This window comes from Rhodococcus sp. 06-470-2 (genome assembly GCF_002258235.1).
Lineage (GTDB): Bacteria > Actinomycetota > Actinomycetes > Mycobacteriales > Mycobacteriaceae > Rhodococcoides.
Genome location: NZ_NOYB01000002.1, coordinates 18,239 through 33,702, shown reverse-complemented (window position 1 = coordinate 33,702; position 15,464 = coordinate 18,239). Strand labels below are relative to the sequence as shown.

Annotated in this window: 14 protein-coding genes and 1 pseudogene; 6 read left to right on the top strand and 9 right to left on the bottom strand. The window is 62.1% G+C overall.

The genetic code is table 11. The features are described from left to right. Nucleotides 1-186: 186 nt before the first annotated feature. From CH276_RS00290 to CH276_RS00265, 6 genes and pseudogenes are all read left to right on the top strand, one after another. The gene (locus CH276_RS00290; RefSeq protein ID WP_032364840.1) at nt 187-594 is read left to right on the top strand and encodes a hypothetical protein; all 408 of its coding nucleotides are present in this window, start codon (nt 187-189) and stop codon (nt 592-594) included. A 151-nt stretch (nt 595-745) separates the two neighbouring features. Next, nucleotides 746-1,066 carry a hypothetical protein gene (locus CH276_RS00285; RefSeq protein WP_015586223.1) on the top strand — a complete coding sequence of 107 codons (321 nt, stop codon included), beginning with the start codon at nt 746-748 and terminating at the stop codon, nt 1,064-1,066. Continuing rightward, nucleotides 1,063-1,782, top strand: coding sequence for an HNH endonuclease family protein (locus tag CH276_RS00280; RefSeq protein ID WP_032364841.1), 720 nt, complete (start codon nt 1,063-1,065; stop codon nt 1,780-1,782). The genes CH276_RS00285 and CH276_RS00280 overlap by 4 nt, the downstream gene beginning before the upstream one ends. Nucleotides 1,783-1,802: 20 nt before the next feature. Next, complete coding sequence (locus CH276_RS00275) at nt 1,803-1,991, top strand: hypothetical protein (RefSeq protein WP_139278549.1); 189 nt, start codon at nt 1,803-1,805, stop codon at nt 1,989-1,991. Next, a pseudogene (locus CH276_RS00270) lies at nt 1,991-2,945 on the top strand (DUF5131 family protein). The gene CH276_RS00275 and the pseudogene CH276_RS00270 overlap by 1 nt, the downstream one beginning before the upstream one ends. Continuing rightward, nucleotides 2,942-4,345 (top strand): DNA cytosine methyltransferase, encoded by a 1,404-nt coding sequence (locus tag CH276_RS00265; RefSeq protein ID WP_032364842.1) that lies wholly within the window; start codon nt 2,942-2,944, stop codon nt 4,343-4,345. Before CH276_RS00270 ends, CH276_RS00265 begins: the two are co-directional and overlap by 4 nt. A 36-nt stretch (nt 4,346-4,381) precedes the next feature. Here the strand turns inward: CH276_RS00265 and CH276_RS28085 are convergent, their stop codons facing one another. From CH276_RS28085 to CH276_RS00230, 9 genes are all read right to left on the bottom strand, one after another. Beyond that, the gene (locus CH276_RS28085) at nt 4,382-5,080 is read right to left on the bottom strand and encodes a hypothetical protein (protein WP_141214628.1); all 699 of its coding nucleotides are present in this window, start codon (nt 5,078-5,080) and stop codon (nt 4,382-4,384) included. Nucleotides 5,081-5,328: 248 nt separating this feature from the next. Then, nucleotides 5,329-6,885: a SpoIIE family protein phosphatase gene (locus CH276_RS00260; protein ID WP_170945381.1), complete on the bottom strand. Its 1,557-nt coding sequence runs from the start codon at nt 6,883-6,885 to the stop codon at nt 5,329-5,331. 10 nt (nt 6,886-6,895) lie between these two features. Then, nucleotides 6,896-9,202 carry a DUF4407 domain-containing protein gene (locus CH276_RS00255; protein WP_176459058.1) on the bottom strand — a complete coding sequence of 769 codons (2,307 nt, stop codon included), beginning with the start codon at nt 9,200-9,202 and terminating at the stop codon, nt 6,896-6,898. Beyond that, complete coding sequence (locus CH276_RS00250) at nt 9,159-9,812, bottom strand: DUF4407 domain-containing protein (RefSeq protein ID WP_094629272.1); 654 nt, start codon at nt 9,810-9,812, stop codon at nt 9,159-9,161. The genes CH276_RS00255 and CH276_RS00250 overlap by 44 nt, the downstream gene beginning before the upstream one ends. A 135-nt stretch (nt 9,813-9,947) precedes the next feature. Continuing rightward, the gene (locus tag CH276_RS00245) at nt 9,948-10,913 is read right to left on the bottom strand and encodes an FHA domain-containing protein (protein ID WP_032364845.1); all 966 of its coding nucleotides are present in this window, start codon (nt 10,911-10,913) and stop codon (nt 9,948-9,950) included. Between the two features lie 212 nt (nt 10,914-11,125). Continuing rightward, the gene (locus CH276_RS28080) at nt 11,126-11,470 is read right to left on the bottom strand and encodes a hypothetical protein (RefSeq protein ID WP_032364846.1); all 345 of its coding nucleotides are present in this window, start codon (nt 11,468-11,470) and stop codon (nt 11,126-11,128) included. A 260-nt stretch (nt 11,471-11,730) separates the two neighbouring features. Continuing rightward, complete coding sequence (locus tag CH276_RS00240; RefSeq protein WP_052049303.1) at nt 11,731-12,924, bottom strand: serine hydrolase domain-containing protein; 1,194 nt, start codon at nt 12,922-12,924, stop codon at nt 11,731-11,733. After that, nucleotides 12,921-14,186: a cytochrome P450 gene (locus tag CH276_RS00235; RefSeq protein WP_080733000.1), complete on the bottom strand. Its 1,266-nt coding sequence runs from the start codon at nt 14,184-14,186 to the stop codon at nt 12,921-12,923. The genes CH276_RS00240 and CH276_RS00235 overlap by 4 nt, the downstream gene beginning before the upstream one ends. Next, nucleotides 14,186-15,463: a cytochrome P450 gene (locus CH276_RS00230; protein WP_032364847.1), complete on the bottom strand. Its 1,278-nt coding sequence runs from the start codon at nt 15,461-15,463 to the stop codon at nt 14,186-14,188. Before CH276_RS00230 ends, CH276_RS00235 begins: the two co-directional genes overlap by 1 nt. Between the last annotated feature and the right edge of the window lies 1 nt (nt 15,464).

Below are 15,464 nucleotides of genomic sequence, written 5' to 3'. Positions count from 1 at the left end.
CACGCACGAGCTGCCGGCAGTACCGGCTGCAGCTCGAACAGTAAGGCGCACAGCGCCATCGCCAGCGAAGTCCATCGCCGGATGCAACACGGCCTGTCTGAGAGGTACTTTGCTGCTACTCCGAACGCCGCCGACCGCTTCCGACCAACCGTTCCTGACCATGAGCTGACGGACCACGTTTTCGAGGTGGTTTTCGGATTGCGGTGGCGGCAGGTGTTCGACTTGGCGCGCACCCTCGACGTCGAGTCCGATCTGCTGGAAACCGCACCGGAGACGGTCAGCGCCGCGTGGTGGTGCGCACCCGGCTGGCGGAAAGCGACACACGCTGCCCACACGGCGGCCTGCGGCGACAATCGGCGTCACGAACTCACAGCGACCATGAACCTGCTCGGCGTCCTCGGATGCGGGGCTGCCAGAGTCGCTGCCCGCGATGTCGGCCGAGGCTTGGTCGTACGAGATCTGATCGGTTCCGATTTCACTCAAGAGCACTACGACTACCTGACCGGGCCGTGGCGTCGCAACGTCGGCCCGGTCCATCCCGGCGACCGGCCACTAGACCAGTACCCGACGGCCCCGAACTCGCAACGCTTGTGACACCCGGGCGCATATTGCCCGCCCGGTGCGGCCACAGGAGAACGCTCCTGGGGTGCGATTCAGTGGCCGGCTGTCACAGACCTCACCGCGACGCTATCTACCCCGTGCAGGACTGCGTTTGCTATCGCGCTCACTACGAAAGGACTCCCTGATGGACCCACAATCCGGCCGAGACGGCCTCATCCACGACGTAGAGCGCCACCTCGCGGCCGAAGATGGCCGCCGCGAGGCTCGCACTGTTGCGCTTGCATGTGTCGGCTACGTCGTCGGCATGCTCGCGATCTTCAACGGGGCTCTGCCGATCGTGAAGGATCTGGTCACCGTCAGTTTGGTCATCTCCTTGGCCGGCACGTTGCTCGCTGCCTTCTCGGCTCTGACTCTGGCACTACTGCATCGTTGGTCAGACCGTTCGGACCGTAGGCGGCGCGGAAGCTGCGGGCATGCCGACTTGCCGGCGGAGGCGGTTCGATGAGCGCGCGCGGACGACTCCGCATCGCGGTGCCCATCGTGATGGCCGTACTCGCGGTCGGGACGTACACGTTCGGAACGCACGCCGATCCGCTCTCACGACCAGCGGTGGTCGACACCCCAGACCCAGCCGCGGCGAGCACGCCTGTACCCATCGCGCAGCTCCTCGCTCAGCTCGAAACGGTGGACTCGCTCGCAGACGTCGATGGATACGACCGATCCTGCAAGAAGGGCTCAGGGTGCGTGTTCGGCCCGGCGTGGACCGATGACTCGTCCGCCCCTGGATCGCACAACGGCTGTGACACTCGAAACGACGTCCTGGCAACCCAACTGATCGACGTCGAGTTCAAGCCCGGAACCCGCGACTGCAAAGTCGCAGCAGGGATACTCCACGACCCCTACACAGGATCGACGATCGACGACCTCGGGAAGATTCAGATCGATCACGTGTACCCGTTGGCGAGGGCGTGGGACGCAGGGGCGTGGGCCTGGTCGATCGACCAGCGAACCGCCTTCGCCAACGCCGTCGACATCAACTTGCTCGCGGTGGACGGACGTACGAATCAGCAGAAGTCGGACAAGGGAATCGACACCTGGCTGCCACCCAACGCGCCATACCAATGCCGTTACGTCACTTCGTATCTCACCGTGGCCGCGAAATACGACCTCGACATCACCAGCGCCGATGCGCAAACAGCGTCGAGCGTCTGCAGCCAATGACCCAACGTTCGGAGGACGCCATGACCGAAACCGACCCCACCACCGACACAAACGCTGTCCCGCTCCACCCCAACCCATGGATCATCACGACCGCACCTGATCGAAACAGCTACACGATCGAATTGCCCAGCAGGGGGATCTCGTTCGCGATTGACGCCGATCTACGATTCCAGCTCCTCGATGCCCTCCACGACCCGGAAGAGCGATGATGGGCGACGCCACGGCCATCGAATGGACCGACGCAACCTGGAACCCGGTCACCGGCTGCACCGCAGTCTCGTCGGGCTGCGATCATTGCTACGCCCAAACCCTCGCTGAGCGGTTCCGCGGCACACCGGGGCACTACTTCGAGCACGGATTCGACGTCGAGATGCGCCCCGGCAAGCTCGACCAGCCGCTGCGATGGAGCCGGCCACGCCGGATTTTCGTGAATTCGATGAGCGACCTCTTCCATCCAGCAATCCCGGACGACTACATCGCCCGGGTGTTCGCGGTGATCGCGCTCGCCCGCCAGCACACCTTTCAATTGCTTACCAAGAGACCCGCTCGGATGCGGGCACTGCTCCAGTCCGATGCCTTCCGCCGCGCCGTCGACGACGCCATCGCTGGCGTCGTCGCAGCCTTCCGCCCCGCCGATGTCTGGTACCAGAGCTGGCCGCTGCCGAACCTGTGGATCGGCGTCTCGGCCGAAGACCAGAAGACTGCAGACCTTGCGAGTATGGGCGCTGCTGGACACGCCTGCAGCTCTTCGGTTCGTCTCTGCCGAACCGCTCCTCGGACCGATCGACTTCACGCGCCTACGACCCAGCAGAATCGGAGGAGCGCTGACTCGCGACGGGCTCCGTTCGGTCGAAGACTCGAAATGCGGCGGCGAGCGCGAACCAGCGCTTGACTGGGTGATCGTCGGCGGTGAGTCCGGCCGCGGGGCACGGCCTATGCATCCGCGATGGGTACGAGAGATCCGGGACCAGTGCACCGCTGCCGATGTGCCCTTTCTGTTCAAGCAGTGGGGCGAGTGGGCACCAGCGGAGGTGATCGCCAGATTCCGTGACTACCACCACTTCGACGACGGCACCGAAGTTCGACGAGTCGGCCGTAAGGCCGCCGGCCGGATCCTCGACCGACGGGTGTGGGACAGCGTGCCCGACGGAGCCGGACGATGAGTGGATCGCTCGACATCACGGCATCGGACTTCTTCTGCGGTGCCGGCGGATCCACGACCGGAATGATCGCCATCCCCGGGGTGAGGGTATCGGCAGCGTCGAACCACTGGGACAAGGCAATCGAGACGCACCAGTACAACCACCAGCACACCGAGCACATCCTCGCGGACCTCTCTCAGATCACTCCGAAGCTGTTTCCTCGCACGACAATCGGATGGTTCAGCCCCGAATGCACCTGGCACTCGAATGCTCGCGGGGCCAAGCGCCTCGCCGCGCAGATCTCGTTACTGTCCGACGACCTACCGTCCGAGGCCGCCGAGCGATCGAGGGCGACGATGTGGGACGTCGTTCGGTTCACCGAGTATCACCGATACGAATTGGTTTTCGTCGAGAACGTCGTCGAGATCTACTCATGGCCTCTCTACAGGCCATGGATCGCGGCGATGCACGCCCTCGTTTACGAACATCGCCTTATCTGCCTGAATTCGATGCACTCATGGACTTTTGGGACACCAGCGCCGCAGTCCCGCGATCGCCTCTATGTGTGCTTCTGGAAGGCCGGCAACCGGGCACCTGACTTCGAGACCGTGGTCCGTCCGCCGGCAACCTGCTCTCGCTGCGGGCCCGTGCGTGCGTTGCAGGCCTGGAAGAACCCAGGGGTGGCTGTGGGTAAGTACCGTAGCCAGTACTCCTACCGGTGCCCCGCACGTGCGTGTGCGGACACCGTGCTCGAGCCCGACTGGCTCCCTGCCTCGACCATCATCGACTGGACCAAGACCGGCCAGCGGATAGGGGACCGCACTCGTCCGTTGAAGCCGAAAACGATCGCACGAATCCAGGCCGGCATCGACCGGTATTGGGCAGCTCCGCATGCCGAGGACGCGAGAGAAGCCGCGGGCACGCTGTTCGAGTATCGGCAGGCAAGATCACGGCCGTCTGAGGGGCGGGCCCCGGTGTTCGAGCCGTTCGTGTCGGTGCTGCGGGGCCAGTCGAAGAATCATCGAACCTCGGAGGCGCTGTCGACCGTATCCGCGGGCGGCCGCCATCATGCGGTGATCACCCCGTTCATCGCAGAGCTGCGAGGTGGAGGTTCGACTGCGCGATCGGTCAGCGACGCTCTCTGCACCGTGACGGCATCGGGTAACCACCATGGCTTGGTCGTGCCCGCTGCCGCTCACCATCGAAAGTCCACACGCCGACCGATCGCCGTCGAAGACCTGTCCTTCAGAATGCTCGACGTACCGGAACTCAAAGGCGCAATGGGATTTCCGTCCTCGTACGTTCTACGCGGGGGAACCAAGCAACGAGACGTCCGGATGTGCGGTAACGCTGTGACACCGCCGACCTCGCGAGACCTAGTGGGAATTGGTATTCGGAGTCTAGAGGCCGACTGTTCGTGAACACCGCTCACTTTCTGCTTCAGCAGCTTCTTTGTGTCAACCGAACAGCGACGTCCATCCCGAACCGTGTACCTTCTTCATCTCGTTGTCGAAGTCGGTGACGTCCGAGACAGTGAGTACGTGGTGGTCAACCAGCCAACGACTCATCCCTGGATTGAGGCCATCTTCGCTTGCCCATGACAGCTTGTTGATATCGTCGAAATGCTTATCCATGACTCTGTGGAGATTCTTGAATACGCCTGTCTCGCTGATCGAGTAGCTTCCAAGCCACTCTTCTATCTTGCCTTTTCTGACGATTTTGGGATTCGAGAACCCGCCGATAATGAATTCATATTCACGAAAGGTCAACCAGAAAAGAGTGCTTTTGTGCTTGTCGTCGTGTAGCCATTCGCGCAGCGCCCGAGCAATGTGTTCGTTGGATGAAAGCTGTTCGATATGCTCGTTCGGTACGAAAGTCGGGATAAGATCCGAATTCGATGTGTCGGGGCCTGCTTCGGGCGTGTCGACCAGTACAACGTACTCGCGCTGGCGGCGGATGGCGTGGACTGCAAACGCTGGAGGTGGTCCAACCGCTATGCGGTAACGGGCACCAGGTTCTGACAGTGCAAAGCGATTGCCTTTGCGCTCATCGCGGGCGTCTCCTGATTCGCGTGCTTCTCTGGGTAATTGTTCGAGTACTGCGCCGTAGGTGTGGCTACCCAGTCTGTGTTCAGGTTCTGCTGCATCAAGTTTCACCTGCCTGTATGACAAACTGGATGACTTAAGCGGTACGCTCATCGCGACGTATACGGGGTACTCGCTGTGGTTGACCACGTGATATGCGCCCGTCTCCGTGTCCCGGACAACTGCGGGGCACCAGTTGTTGCTCAGTCTTGGGTCGCCCTCGAAATTGTTGAGTATGTATCTTGTGAATGGCGTGTAGATCGATTCGACGTGGAATCCGTGCTGTCCAGTCTCGAGAGGTGGAAGGACATAGGGCGCTTTCAACGGGATCCTCCTTGTTCCGGTTCAGCACTGGGTGACAGATGCGCCACGACCACGGTGATGTTGTCGGCGATTGTGCCGTGGCGTTTGTGCTCAGAAAGGGCCGCACGAACGAGTGCTTCTGCTAGTCGAGCGGGACTGGCATCCGGTGGCTGGGATCCGAGAACCTCACGTATGGCGTCTTCAGGGTCTCGATCAGGTGTGGTGTCCATTTGGGTGTGCGGGCCGGACCAGGCGTTGAGGAAGCCGTCTGTGACCATGATGTAGCGGTCATTGGCTACTGCTGGCTGGTGCCATCGAGACAACTTGTAGGTGTAGCCCGCTGGGGCGTCGGAGAAGAACCCGATTGCGTTGTCCAGGGCAGCGTGCTGATGCAGGGCTGGTGTCATCGCTGTGACGTGAACGGTGTCGTCGGCTGTGTCGGTGTGGGCACGAAACACCTGACTGTCTCCCACGTGCCCGCCGGAGACAGTGAAAGTGGAGGTGTCGAGTGTCAGGACGTCGAGCGTGGAAGGCGCGGCGAGAACCGAGCGTCCGCGGAGTCCTCGAAGTGCTTGATCAGTGGCGGCGAAGACGTCGTCGATAGGCGAGGTGGGCAGAAGGGTTCGTAGTGTCGCGCGTACGGTTCGGGCTGTGAGGACGCCGTCTTCGCCGCCGCCCGCGGCATCGGCAATCGCTGATGTGTGTCCTCGAATCAGGAAAACGTCGTTGTTGTGACGGCGGTCGCCCGCCGAGGTCTCCCCGGCTGCTTGGAGTTTGAGAGGCGCTGCTGCTGCGGGTGCCATTGCCTGCGTGGGTGACTCGTCACCGGCTGGTTGGGGAATAGGTCGTCCGAGTGTGTGGGGCAGGCTTTGTCGCACGGCGGGCGCAGCACGCTCGGTGTGTACCTGTCCGACGGGGATGGTCGGCGGGAAATGTTGCTCGCCGACGTACGTGACGCGATACACCGAAGCCCCCACAATCAGGACCGCGCCGTCGTGTATCTCGAACGGCGGTTGGCCTGCGTACAGGCGATGCCCATCGACGGTGATGGGCGCGCCGGACAACGCTGTCACCCACCACCGACGCGTCTGTGGGTGACGGACGAAGTGCGCACGCTGGCGTCTTGTTTTTCTATCGGTGACGACCGCTGTTTTACCTCGTGCGCGCCCCAACGTCACTGTTTCGCCTCGCAACTCGATGGGTGGAATATCGCTCGTGCCGCGCAGATCATGTAGAAAGACGCGCTGCGTGTTGTCGAGCGACGCCTTGCCGAGGCGGTCGGTGGTGGGCGTGTGCGAGACGGGTCTCAGTTCGACGGTTCGGGCAGCACCGTTTCGTGTGCCGCGTCGAGACGCCAACCACCACAGTCCGCAGCCGGCCAACAGCGCGGTAATGATCGCCATGCCCATCCGCCAATCGATCATCCACAATCCGGCCGCGATGAGAGCACCCACCGCGATGGTCCCGACTCGTCCGATCAGTGGGCAGTGCCGAAGTCGGTCGAGACGTCGCCGCAGCGAACGCTTCGACACGCGTGGCCGTGGAAACCGCCGGCCTGTTGACTTGATGGGCATCGGAACTCCGTTAGCGATTGATGGCGGGTGAGCGCGGCGCGTCCGGATCGTTGTCCGGTGGCAGGTAAGGGGGGTCGTCGGTCGGCACACTGTCGGGGTGCGGTGTTCGCGGCTGGTGCTGCTGTTGAACCAGATGGCCAGCATTGCCGATGACGTCCTGTTGCTGTTGTTGCTTGGGAGGTTTCTTGAAACGCGTGAAGTTACCGACCTGTTGGGCTGCCGGTATCGCGCCGCCTGCGTCTACGTGCAGAGCATCTTGTTTGACGAGTCGTAGCCATCGAATGAGCTGGTCCGCGCTACGTTCAGCTGCTTTCACACGTGCGTCGAAACTGTTGTCCGTCGGCACTACGTGGCGTCTTTCGGGTGCAGGGTCGAGGCATCGACGCAGCAAGTTGTCGAGACCTTCGGGTACAAACGGTGCGAACTTCGAAACCGGGGTGAGAGGCCCACTGCGCAGTCTGCGATATGAGTCCAAGGCCCTTTCGGCACGAGGGTTGCCGTTTTGGAAGTCGTTGAGGGTGATTCCTTGCTGTTCGGCCTCGTACAGATACGGCGGCTTCCCGGTGATCATCTCGTACAGAGTTGCGGCCCAGGCGTAGATGTCGGCGGCAACGAGGTGGGTCGGCCACAGCTGCCCTGCTGAGCCTTGCTCTGGTGGCGAGTAGAAGAGGCTTTGCAACCGCAGCCGTGAGCTGGTGTGTGCGGCCTCATCGAGACTGCGAGAAAGTGCCCAGTCGATGATCTTCGGGGTGCCGTCGTTGTCGATGCAGATGTTGGGGGGCTTCATATCCAGGTACGCGCGAGCCCCCTTCTCTCTTTTCGTCCACGACCAGGCCAGTGCGCTGAGTAGTCGTTCGGCGATCTGCAGTACCAGGGCAAGGTCGAAGCCCCCGGGCTCGTTGCCGTTGATTCGGGCGTCTTGAAATGTATTCAGGGTGTGGGGATATCGTCGGGTGACGATCACCATCTGGTCTTGGTAGATGTCCGAAAAGTAGACGTCTGCGACGGCGTCGTTTATCGACACGCCCAGTGCGGGAACAGCATCGAGTTCGGCGAGGCCTTGGGCCCGATCACGCTTTCGGAGCTTCCAGGAGCGGTCGGGGAGGTAGACCTTGATCACGTATTCGATTCCGTTGTCGGGACTGTCCTCGTCGACGGCGAGTAGAAGAGAACCGCCGTTGACGTGTCGCCAGAACTTTGTGATTCGCCAGTGCCTGTCGAGCGGGTTGTCGACTGTGTCGTCGGGAAACACATTGCCGATCTCGAGTCCGTACTCATCGCGCGGCGAAGCAGCAGGAGGTCTGTGGTTGCTTGCGCGCGGTGCCGGTGCCGGCGCCGGTGGGGGTTGCGGTTGCGGTGTCTGTGGGGGTTGCGGTGTCGGAGTTGGGGTCTCGCCGCTGAGGTCGTCGGGTTGTTGTTCACCTTGCTGTGCGTTGCGCGGGTGTTGTTGTGTGTATGGCTGGGTGGGGGTTGCGCGCGGACGGTGGCGGCGCTCTTTCAGGTGTGCAAACGCGGTCTTGAGATAGTGGTCGGCCAGATCCTTTGCGGCGGCGGAGTCGTCCGACAGTTTGTGCAGCGCTTCACGGGTCTGTGCGACGGCGTGCTTCGCGGCAGCGTCGGCCAGGGTGTGCTCGTGTTCTCGGGTCAGCGAGTCCATCCGGTTGCGGTGCTCGCGTTCGTCGAGGTCACCGGCATGGGCCACAGTGTTCGCCCGGTTGCGGTGCTTGCGGTCGTCCAAGTCGTATTGGGCGTCCGCTTCGCCCTTCGCGCCTTCGATTACTTGGACAGTGGTGCGGGCGCGCAGACGAGCTGCGTCCCGTCGCGCATTTTCCAGGTAGGGAGTGTGAGGGCCGAATAGTTTGAGCAGCAGTGGGGTGAGGTCGACGACAAGTAGCGTGACGATGATGACGATGTAGAACCATCTGTATCCGAGGTCGTCGCCGATGAGTCGGACAAGGGCTCTGTGGCGAGTCACAGCATTGGTGTCGGCGGCGTTGACCGCTTCGTATTTGGCGGCCTTCTCGTCGATTCGAGTCTGGCGGGTGCTCTCCAGCGTACGAACGAGGTCCTGCGCCTCTAGGGCCTTCTGCTGGCTGGTAATTGCAGTCGTGTCGGCTTGGTTGTACACGTATCTTCTGTTGCTTTCCGCGCAGATCTCCCGCGGGTCGCTCGGAAGTAGACAGTTCGCGCTGGGGGGACTGTCGCCGGCGTCAAGCGTGCCTCCAGTCCCCCGACGTTCATCCTGCCAATCAGCCTGGGCAGTCTCCCGGGTGCTATTGGCTATATCTTCGAGCGTTTTCGGCGGCTGTGCGCGCATCTTTCGCATCGGCGATTGCTGTGTCGTACTCTGCGCCTATGGATGCTTTGTAGTCGGTGAGGTTGTCGGACTGGATGCTCGGCAGCTCCCGTTCGATTGCGGTGTTGAACATGCCGAGAGCGACCGATTCGGAGATGACGTAACCGACGACGACCGCCATCCCGATGCGTGCGAGGTAGAACCATGCCGAACGCCATGCTCGCCGAAGCCAGTTTTGGGGTCCGACCAATAGGTCGCCGTAGTCGATCGAGGTCATGATCCATCGGTCGACGCAGAATACGAACAGTGCCCACACGGCGGCAAGGACCCAGATGAACCAGTAGTTGAAGCGGTGCCCGACGTTGACTGCCCAGGCACTGGCCAGAACGCCGCCGAAGGCGATGGTAGGCACCAGAATCAGGATCCCGGCTTGGGCGGCAAGTTTGGAGGCGTCGGAATTGTTGTCGATCCACGGGCGGTGGAAGCCGCCGATCCGCAGCAACATTCTGGTGAGCCAACCGCAGTTGTTGTCGACGTCGAACTTCGGCTTCTGACGACCATCGGGCCCAGGGGGGTCCATGCCGTCGTCTTCCTTGGCCGAATTGTCGGGTGGAGGCGCGCCGCCGCTCATCGGATCATCGGGGTCGGCGGAGTCGACGCGTGAGCGGGGACGTCACTGCTCAAGGCGGTTCTCCTCCGAGTGTATTGGGCTAAGAAGTGTCGCACAGGGTCGGCGGTTCGGCGTGGCGAGAACAGCAGGTTCCGGTCAGCGGGCAGCATGGGCACCCGTTCGGTAGAACGTGGCGGTGTTCGTGCCTGATGTGGTGCCGAACGCGATGCGGTCGCCGTCGGCGAGTTCGGTCCATCTGCCGGGGGTTACACGCACTCCGTTGATCCAGGTACCGGTCTTGCTGTTGTCGGCACACCACCACACGCCATCGTTGGAACGCAGGGTGAGGTGATGTCGCGAGATGCTGGTGTCGGCGCTGATGGTGATGTCGCAGTAGGTGCCCCGCCCGACGGTTATCTCGGTACCGACGACGCGGTGCGCTCGACTATCGGGACCGACCAAGGTCGGTCCACGCCCGGGTGAGTCCGGGATGAGAGTTGTTGCCACCTGACTGTCGCTGGGGTGGAGGTCGGTTTGGTCGCCGTAGGCGCGTGTGGGTTCCACTGGGTGGTCGGACATCGGATGCGTGGAGCCACGCAGGGCGTAGTGGCGAGCGCGGACCTTCGGGTTGGAGACGATCTCGACCAGGGGCAGCATTCCGCTCGGAGTGTCCGCGGAGTAGCGGCGCGTGACATCGACGGCTTCGGCGGTGAGATGGGTGATGACGTCGTTGATATCGAAGTGATCGCTGAGGTCGGTGAAGTCGGCGGGATTCAGACCGACGGTAATGCAGTCGGGTAGATACCAGCGCCCGTCGGAGTGACGGAAGACGAGGGTGCAAATGTGTTCGCGGGCGTTGTCGCACAATGCAACTGGATTGCTGCGACCTGGTCGTCGCCATTCCCCGCGCACGAGATGCACAGCGGCGATAGCGACGACGGCGGTCATCACGAACAACACGGTTCCGCCGGTGAAACCGCACACAATCACGAAGATCAGCCACGCTATGCCGAACACGGTGGTTACCGCTCGAGAGTGGGGTGTCCATGCGCGGATCCATTGCAGGACTGCGACGGACGTGGCGCGCAGCTCATCGGAGGCTACGCGGATCAGATCGGTCATCTCCGGGTACTCCATTCGCTGTGACAGGTGGGGACTCTCCTAGGGGAGAACTTAAGGCGCACAGAGGTGGATGAACAGAGTCCGGAAGGTTGGTCAAGTCCAACCCTGAATGGGGTTGACAAGGAGCGAAAGTCGTGGACTAGAACCTCGACAGAGCCCGGGGTCAAGTGAAGTCTGGAATTCGTCACATCTCAAGTGGGTACCCCCAGGTTTCACGATGCGTCAGCCAGTGGGTCAGGGGCCGGACGTAGCGCGCTCAGCGCGCCCGTCAGAGGGCAGCGGCCGGTGACGACAACGAGCCCTCGAAAGGTCAACGCAGGGTGAGCTATGACGTCGTCGGGTGAAAGATCGGGCATCAGGTTCAGTGCCCGGGCAAGTACCATCGCCGACCATGGGTTGGGGCTGTGGTCGGCTCGGCAGTCGTCGCTGGTCCACACCGTGGCGGCGGCGACGTCGGTACGCACGATCCGGCTGCGGGCAGCGGTAGCGCGGAGTGCGTGGAGTACTTCCTCTGGTGTCTGATGACCGTCGGTTGTGGCTATGTCGAAAACGGTCACATCACGGTCTAGTCCAGGACGAACGAGGAAACCAGTAACAATATTCATTCCTGCATCGCACCGAATGAGTAACTGTTATAGCTAGTTGGTGTTGACCCACTTGACAGCCTGCGCGATATACGTTGGCGGACGTGCGTCCGTCCGGGCCGTTCGATTAGTTCAGCACGTACCGTCTGAAATGTAGCAAGTGGACGGTTGTGACCGGATCGTACCGCCCCTGTTGCCGAAACCGGACAGAGAACGGTTTCGGCAACAGCTGATCAGTTCGTATGCCGACGTACGGTCCGGGTACGAACTGCTCCTTCGACGTTATTGAATGCTCGTATTACCTGTGGATCGGCGAATGGTATGAGCTGGGTGAACAACACTCCTGCTGACGATCTATCGTTGTCGGTGTCGGCCCAGTAGTAGGTGTTCGCGCCCCCGGCCCATGCCATGGTTCCGACTGGGCGGCCTGCGGGTGTGACTTGCTCGTTTCGCATGCCGAGCAACGACCACGATGTGTTGATTCCTGGGATCAGGTCGATGTCGTGCGACGTTGCGTAATCAGCGGATTCGATGGTCCCGAAAGATGCTGAGTGGCTTCGTTGTGCGTCGACGAGGGTATCCGGCTGTAGGTACTGCACACCGTTCCAGGCTCCGCCGGCACTGAGCATGCGAAGGAACGTCAGGTAGTCCTGGGGTGTTCCGTACAGCCCGCCGCCGCCTGAGTGGAATTCTGGATCGGTGGGCAGCTCGAATGGTGTGGGTACCAGGCCGTGAGGTGTTTTCGTGTGTACATCCGCCAAGCGAGTGCGATCGGTGATTCCGAACGTTGTGTCGCGCATACCCAATGGGGAGAAGATCGTCTCGTGGAGGTGGGTTGCCAGGTCGTGTCCGGTCAGGCGGGTGATGGCAAGTCCCACCCATTCCAGGCCGGTGCCGTACATGGCGTTGGTGCCTGGGTGGTAGACGAGCGGGGCGTCGACGATCGAGGCGAGTTTGAGTTCGAGGCTCGATGGCACCTTCTTGTCGTGAAGATAGCGCGCGAGATCGGCGTGTAGGAACGAGTAGCCGGTTCCGGCTGTGTGCGAGAGCAGCATTCGTAGTGTGATGGGTCCTCGTGCGCGGACGAGCCGGGGCTGATCCTCGTCGTATCCCTCGAGGACGTACGCCGCGGCGAGTTCGGGCAACAGATCGGTAGTGGGAGTGTCGAGTTCGATGAGACCGCGCTCGACGAGTTGCAGTGCGGCGACGGCGACGATCGGTTTGGTCATCGATGCCAGCCAAGCGATGGTGTCGTCGGTCCATGGGTTTGTGCCATCACGTGTTCCCGCTCCGCCGGAGTACGTGATGCCATCGCGGTCGGCTGTCATGACGTAGAGGCCGGTGACCACTCGGTCGTGCACCGCTGTGGTCAGGATCGTGGAGATGGTGTTGCGCAGGGCTGATTGCCCTGATGGTTCTGGTGTCATGACCAGGTCATGGGGAGTTCGTCCACCCCATAGATGCCGATGGCGTGTTCTCGGAACTTGATGTCTTGCAGGGGTACAGCACGGTGGAGGGTTGGGATGCGCCGGAGCAGGGTGGGGATGGCGATTTGGAGTTCGAGTCGTGCGAGGGGCATGCCCAGGCATTGGTGCGGGCCGTATCCGAAGGTCAGATGTCGGTGCACTGGCCGGCGTAGGTCGAGGCGATCCGGGTCGGTGATCGCTGATGCGTCGCGGTTGGCGAGGTCGCCGGCGATGATGAGGCCGTCGCCGGCGGGGATGGTGATCCCGTTGATGTCGATGTCTTCTGTTGCGACTCGGCGTCGTCCGCCTTGGGGGACGGCGGTGTAGCGGAGGAGTTCTTCGATGGCTCCGGCGATTTCGTCGTGTGTGCGCATCGACAGGAGGGTGTCGCGCTGTTCGGGGTTTTCTGTCAGGGCCAGCGCACTGAGGGAAATGGTGTTGGAAGTGGTGTCGAATCCTCCGAGGAGCATCAGCATCCCGGTCATGGCTGCGTCGTGTTGGGAGATGTCACCGGTGGCGACGTGTTCGTGGGCGAGTTCGGAGAGCATGTCATCGCCGGGGTCTGTGCGTTTGACGGTCAGTAGCTGGTAGATGTAGTCGATCAGGCCTTGGCGGGCGGTTTCGGCGTCCTCTGCGGTGGCGTGGGGATCGATCAGGGATTTGGCGCTCGTTGTGAAGAACTGGTGGTCCGCGTAGGGCACGCCCAGCAGATGGCAGATCACGGTGCACGGCGCGGGTAGCGCGAAAGCTTCGAGGAGGTCGACAGGTCGCGGCCCGGCAAGCATTCGGTCGATGAGGTCGTTGACGAGATCTTCGATCGGAGTGCGCATCGCCTCGATGCGTTTGGCGGAGAACGGTTTGGCCACGAAGTGGCGTTGACGGGTGTGCTCGGGGGCGTCCATGGTCAGAAATCCCAAGCGGTGCATGAATTTACTGGGGGTGGAGTGGGGATAGTTGGGGTGCTCGGGTACGGCGCTGAGGCGTGGGTCGCGCAGCAGTGTCCGTGCTTCGTCGTACCCGCTGATCAGCCAGGGGGTGCTGCCGTCCCAGATCTGCGCGCGTGTGATCGGTGAGTCATTCTGTACTGCACGCAGTTCCGGTGACGGGTCGAAGGGGCACTTGGGGTTTCGGGGGGCGGGGTAGGTGGGCAGGGTGTCTGTGCGCTTCGCGTCGTGCGGTGCGTTGTCGGTCGCGTCCCCTTCTGGGCGGTGCGGGGCGCGCATCACTGGTCTCCGAAGCTGTCGAACAGTTCGTTCGCGGTGTCGAATCGCGGGCCTTTTCGCGGCCCTGGGGCAAACTGTGCGGGCATTGTCACGAAACCGTTGATCTGACCGACCGTGGGGTATCGAACGGCGGCATTGTCGACAAGGCGGTAGCCGGGGAGTCGGTCGAGAACTTGGCCGACGACGACCTCGAAGTCGATTTGCGCGATGTGGCGGCCGATGCATCGGTGCAGTCCGAGTCCGAACGCTGCATGTTTGCGTGTGTCACGGTCGAAGTCGATGGTGAGGGGGTCGGGGAAGACCTTTTCGTCGAGGTTGGCTGCTGCCCAGGAGATCAGGACTCGTTCGCCGGGTTCGACGGTGGCTCCGTCGATCTGTGCCTCTTCGGTGGCTGTTCGTCCGACACAGACAACAGGGGTGAAATAGCGCAGGAGCTCTCCGCATGCTTTCGGTAGGTCGTCCGGGTGATCGATCAGTCGTGCTCGATCATCGGTGTTGCGGTCCAGGTACTCGAACGTCGACGAGAGCAGGGCGGTGGTGGTGTCCATACCGCCGGCGATCATGGCGTTGCAGACGGCGATGATGTCTGCGTCGCTGATGTTCTCACCGCCGATCTCCATCTGGGTCAGGAAGCTGATGAGGTCGTTGCGGGGATGGGCACGGCGGAGGGGAATGGTCTTGATTACTTCGCCGATGAGCATCGCGAAGCCGGTTTCGACCGTCTTGTATTCCGGGGTGTCGGATGGGGTGTAGGCCAGGGCATGCACGGCCTCGGCGTAGATGCGCCAGTTGTCCATCGACAGGCCCACGATGTCGAGGGTGAGCAGAGCCGGCACGGCATTGGCGAGATCCATCACGAGGTCGATCTCGCCTGATTCGATGGCTTGGTCGATGCACCACGTCGTGTAGGCCTCGATCCGTGGGCGGAGCCGTTTTGCAGAGGTGGGAGAAAAGTAGGTGTTCAGTGCTTTTCGCCAGTCCAGATACTCGGGTGGGTCCATTTCCAGTGGTAGGGCACGAAACGTCGACGCGGGGATGATCGTTCCTTGCGGTCGCCCTGGCGTGTTGGGTAGCTCGTGGGCCGAGGAGAACACTTCCGGTCGACGTGCGACTGAGGCGACCTGCTCGTAGCCGCTGACCACGTAGAAGCCACCGTAGTGGGAGCTGTGGGCTACCGGGCACTTTTGGGTCATGGCGGTGTTGACTGCCCACGGGTCTGCTGAGTATTCGGGTGAGTGGTGGTCGAAGTCGATGTTTGGGACGGTGCTGTTCGGCATG

Coding starts and splice junctions, on each gene's coding strand:
- CH276_RS00275 (WP_139278549.1), top strand. CDS start 1,803: ATGACCGAAACCGACCCCACCACCGACACAAACGCTGTCCCGCTCCAC.
- CH276_RS00250 (WP_094629272.1), bottom strand. CDS start 9,812: ATGAGCGGCGGCGCGCCTCCACCCGACAATTCGGCCAAGGAAGACGAC.
- CH276_RS00285 (WP_015586223.1), top strand. CDS start 746: ATGGACCCACAATCCGGCCGAGACGGCCTCATCCACGACGTAGAGCGC.
- CH276_RS00235 (WP_080733000.1), bottom strand. CDS start 14,186: ATGCGCGCCCCGCACCGCCCAGAAGGGGACGCGACCGACAACGCACCG.
- CH276_RS00265 (WP_032364842.1), top strand. CDS start 2,942: ATGAGTGGATCGCTCGACATCACGGCATCGGACTTCTTCTGCGGTGCC.
- CH276_RS00240 (WP_052049303.1), bottom strand. CDS start 12,924: ATGACACCAGAACCATCAGGGCAATCAGCCCTGCGCAACACCATCTCC.
- CH276_RS00245 (WP_032364845.1), bottom strand. CDS start 10,913: ATGACCGATCTGATCCGCGTAGCCTCCGATGAGCTGCGCGCCACGTCC.
- CH276_RS00260 (WP_170945381.1), bottom strand. CDS start 6,885: ATGCCCATCAAGTCAACAGGCCGGCGGTTTCCACGGCCACGCGTGTCG.
- CH276_RS00255 (WP_176459058.1), bottom strand. CDS start 9,202: ATGCGCGCACAGCCGCCGAAAACGCTCGAAGATATAGCCAATAGCACC.
- CH276_RS00230 (WP_032364847.1), bottom strand. CDS start 15,463: ATGCCGAACAGCACCGTCCCAAACATCGACTTCGACCACCACTCACCC.
- CH276_RS00280 (WP_032364841.1), top strand. CDS start 1,063: ATGAGCGCGCGCGGACGACTCCGCATCGCGGTGCCCATCGTGATGGCC.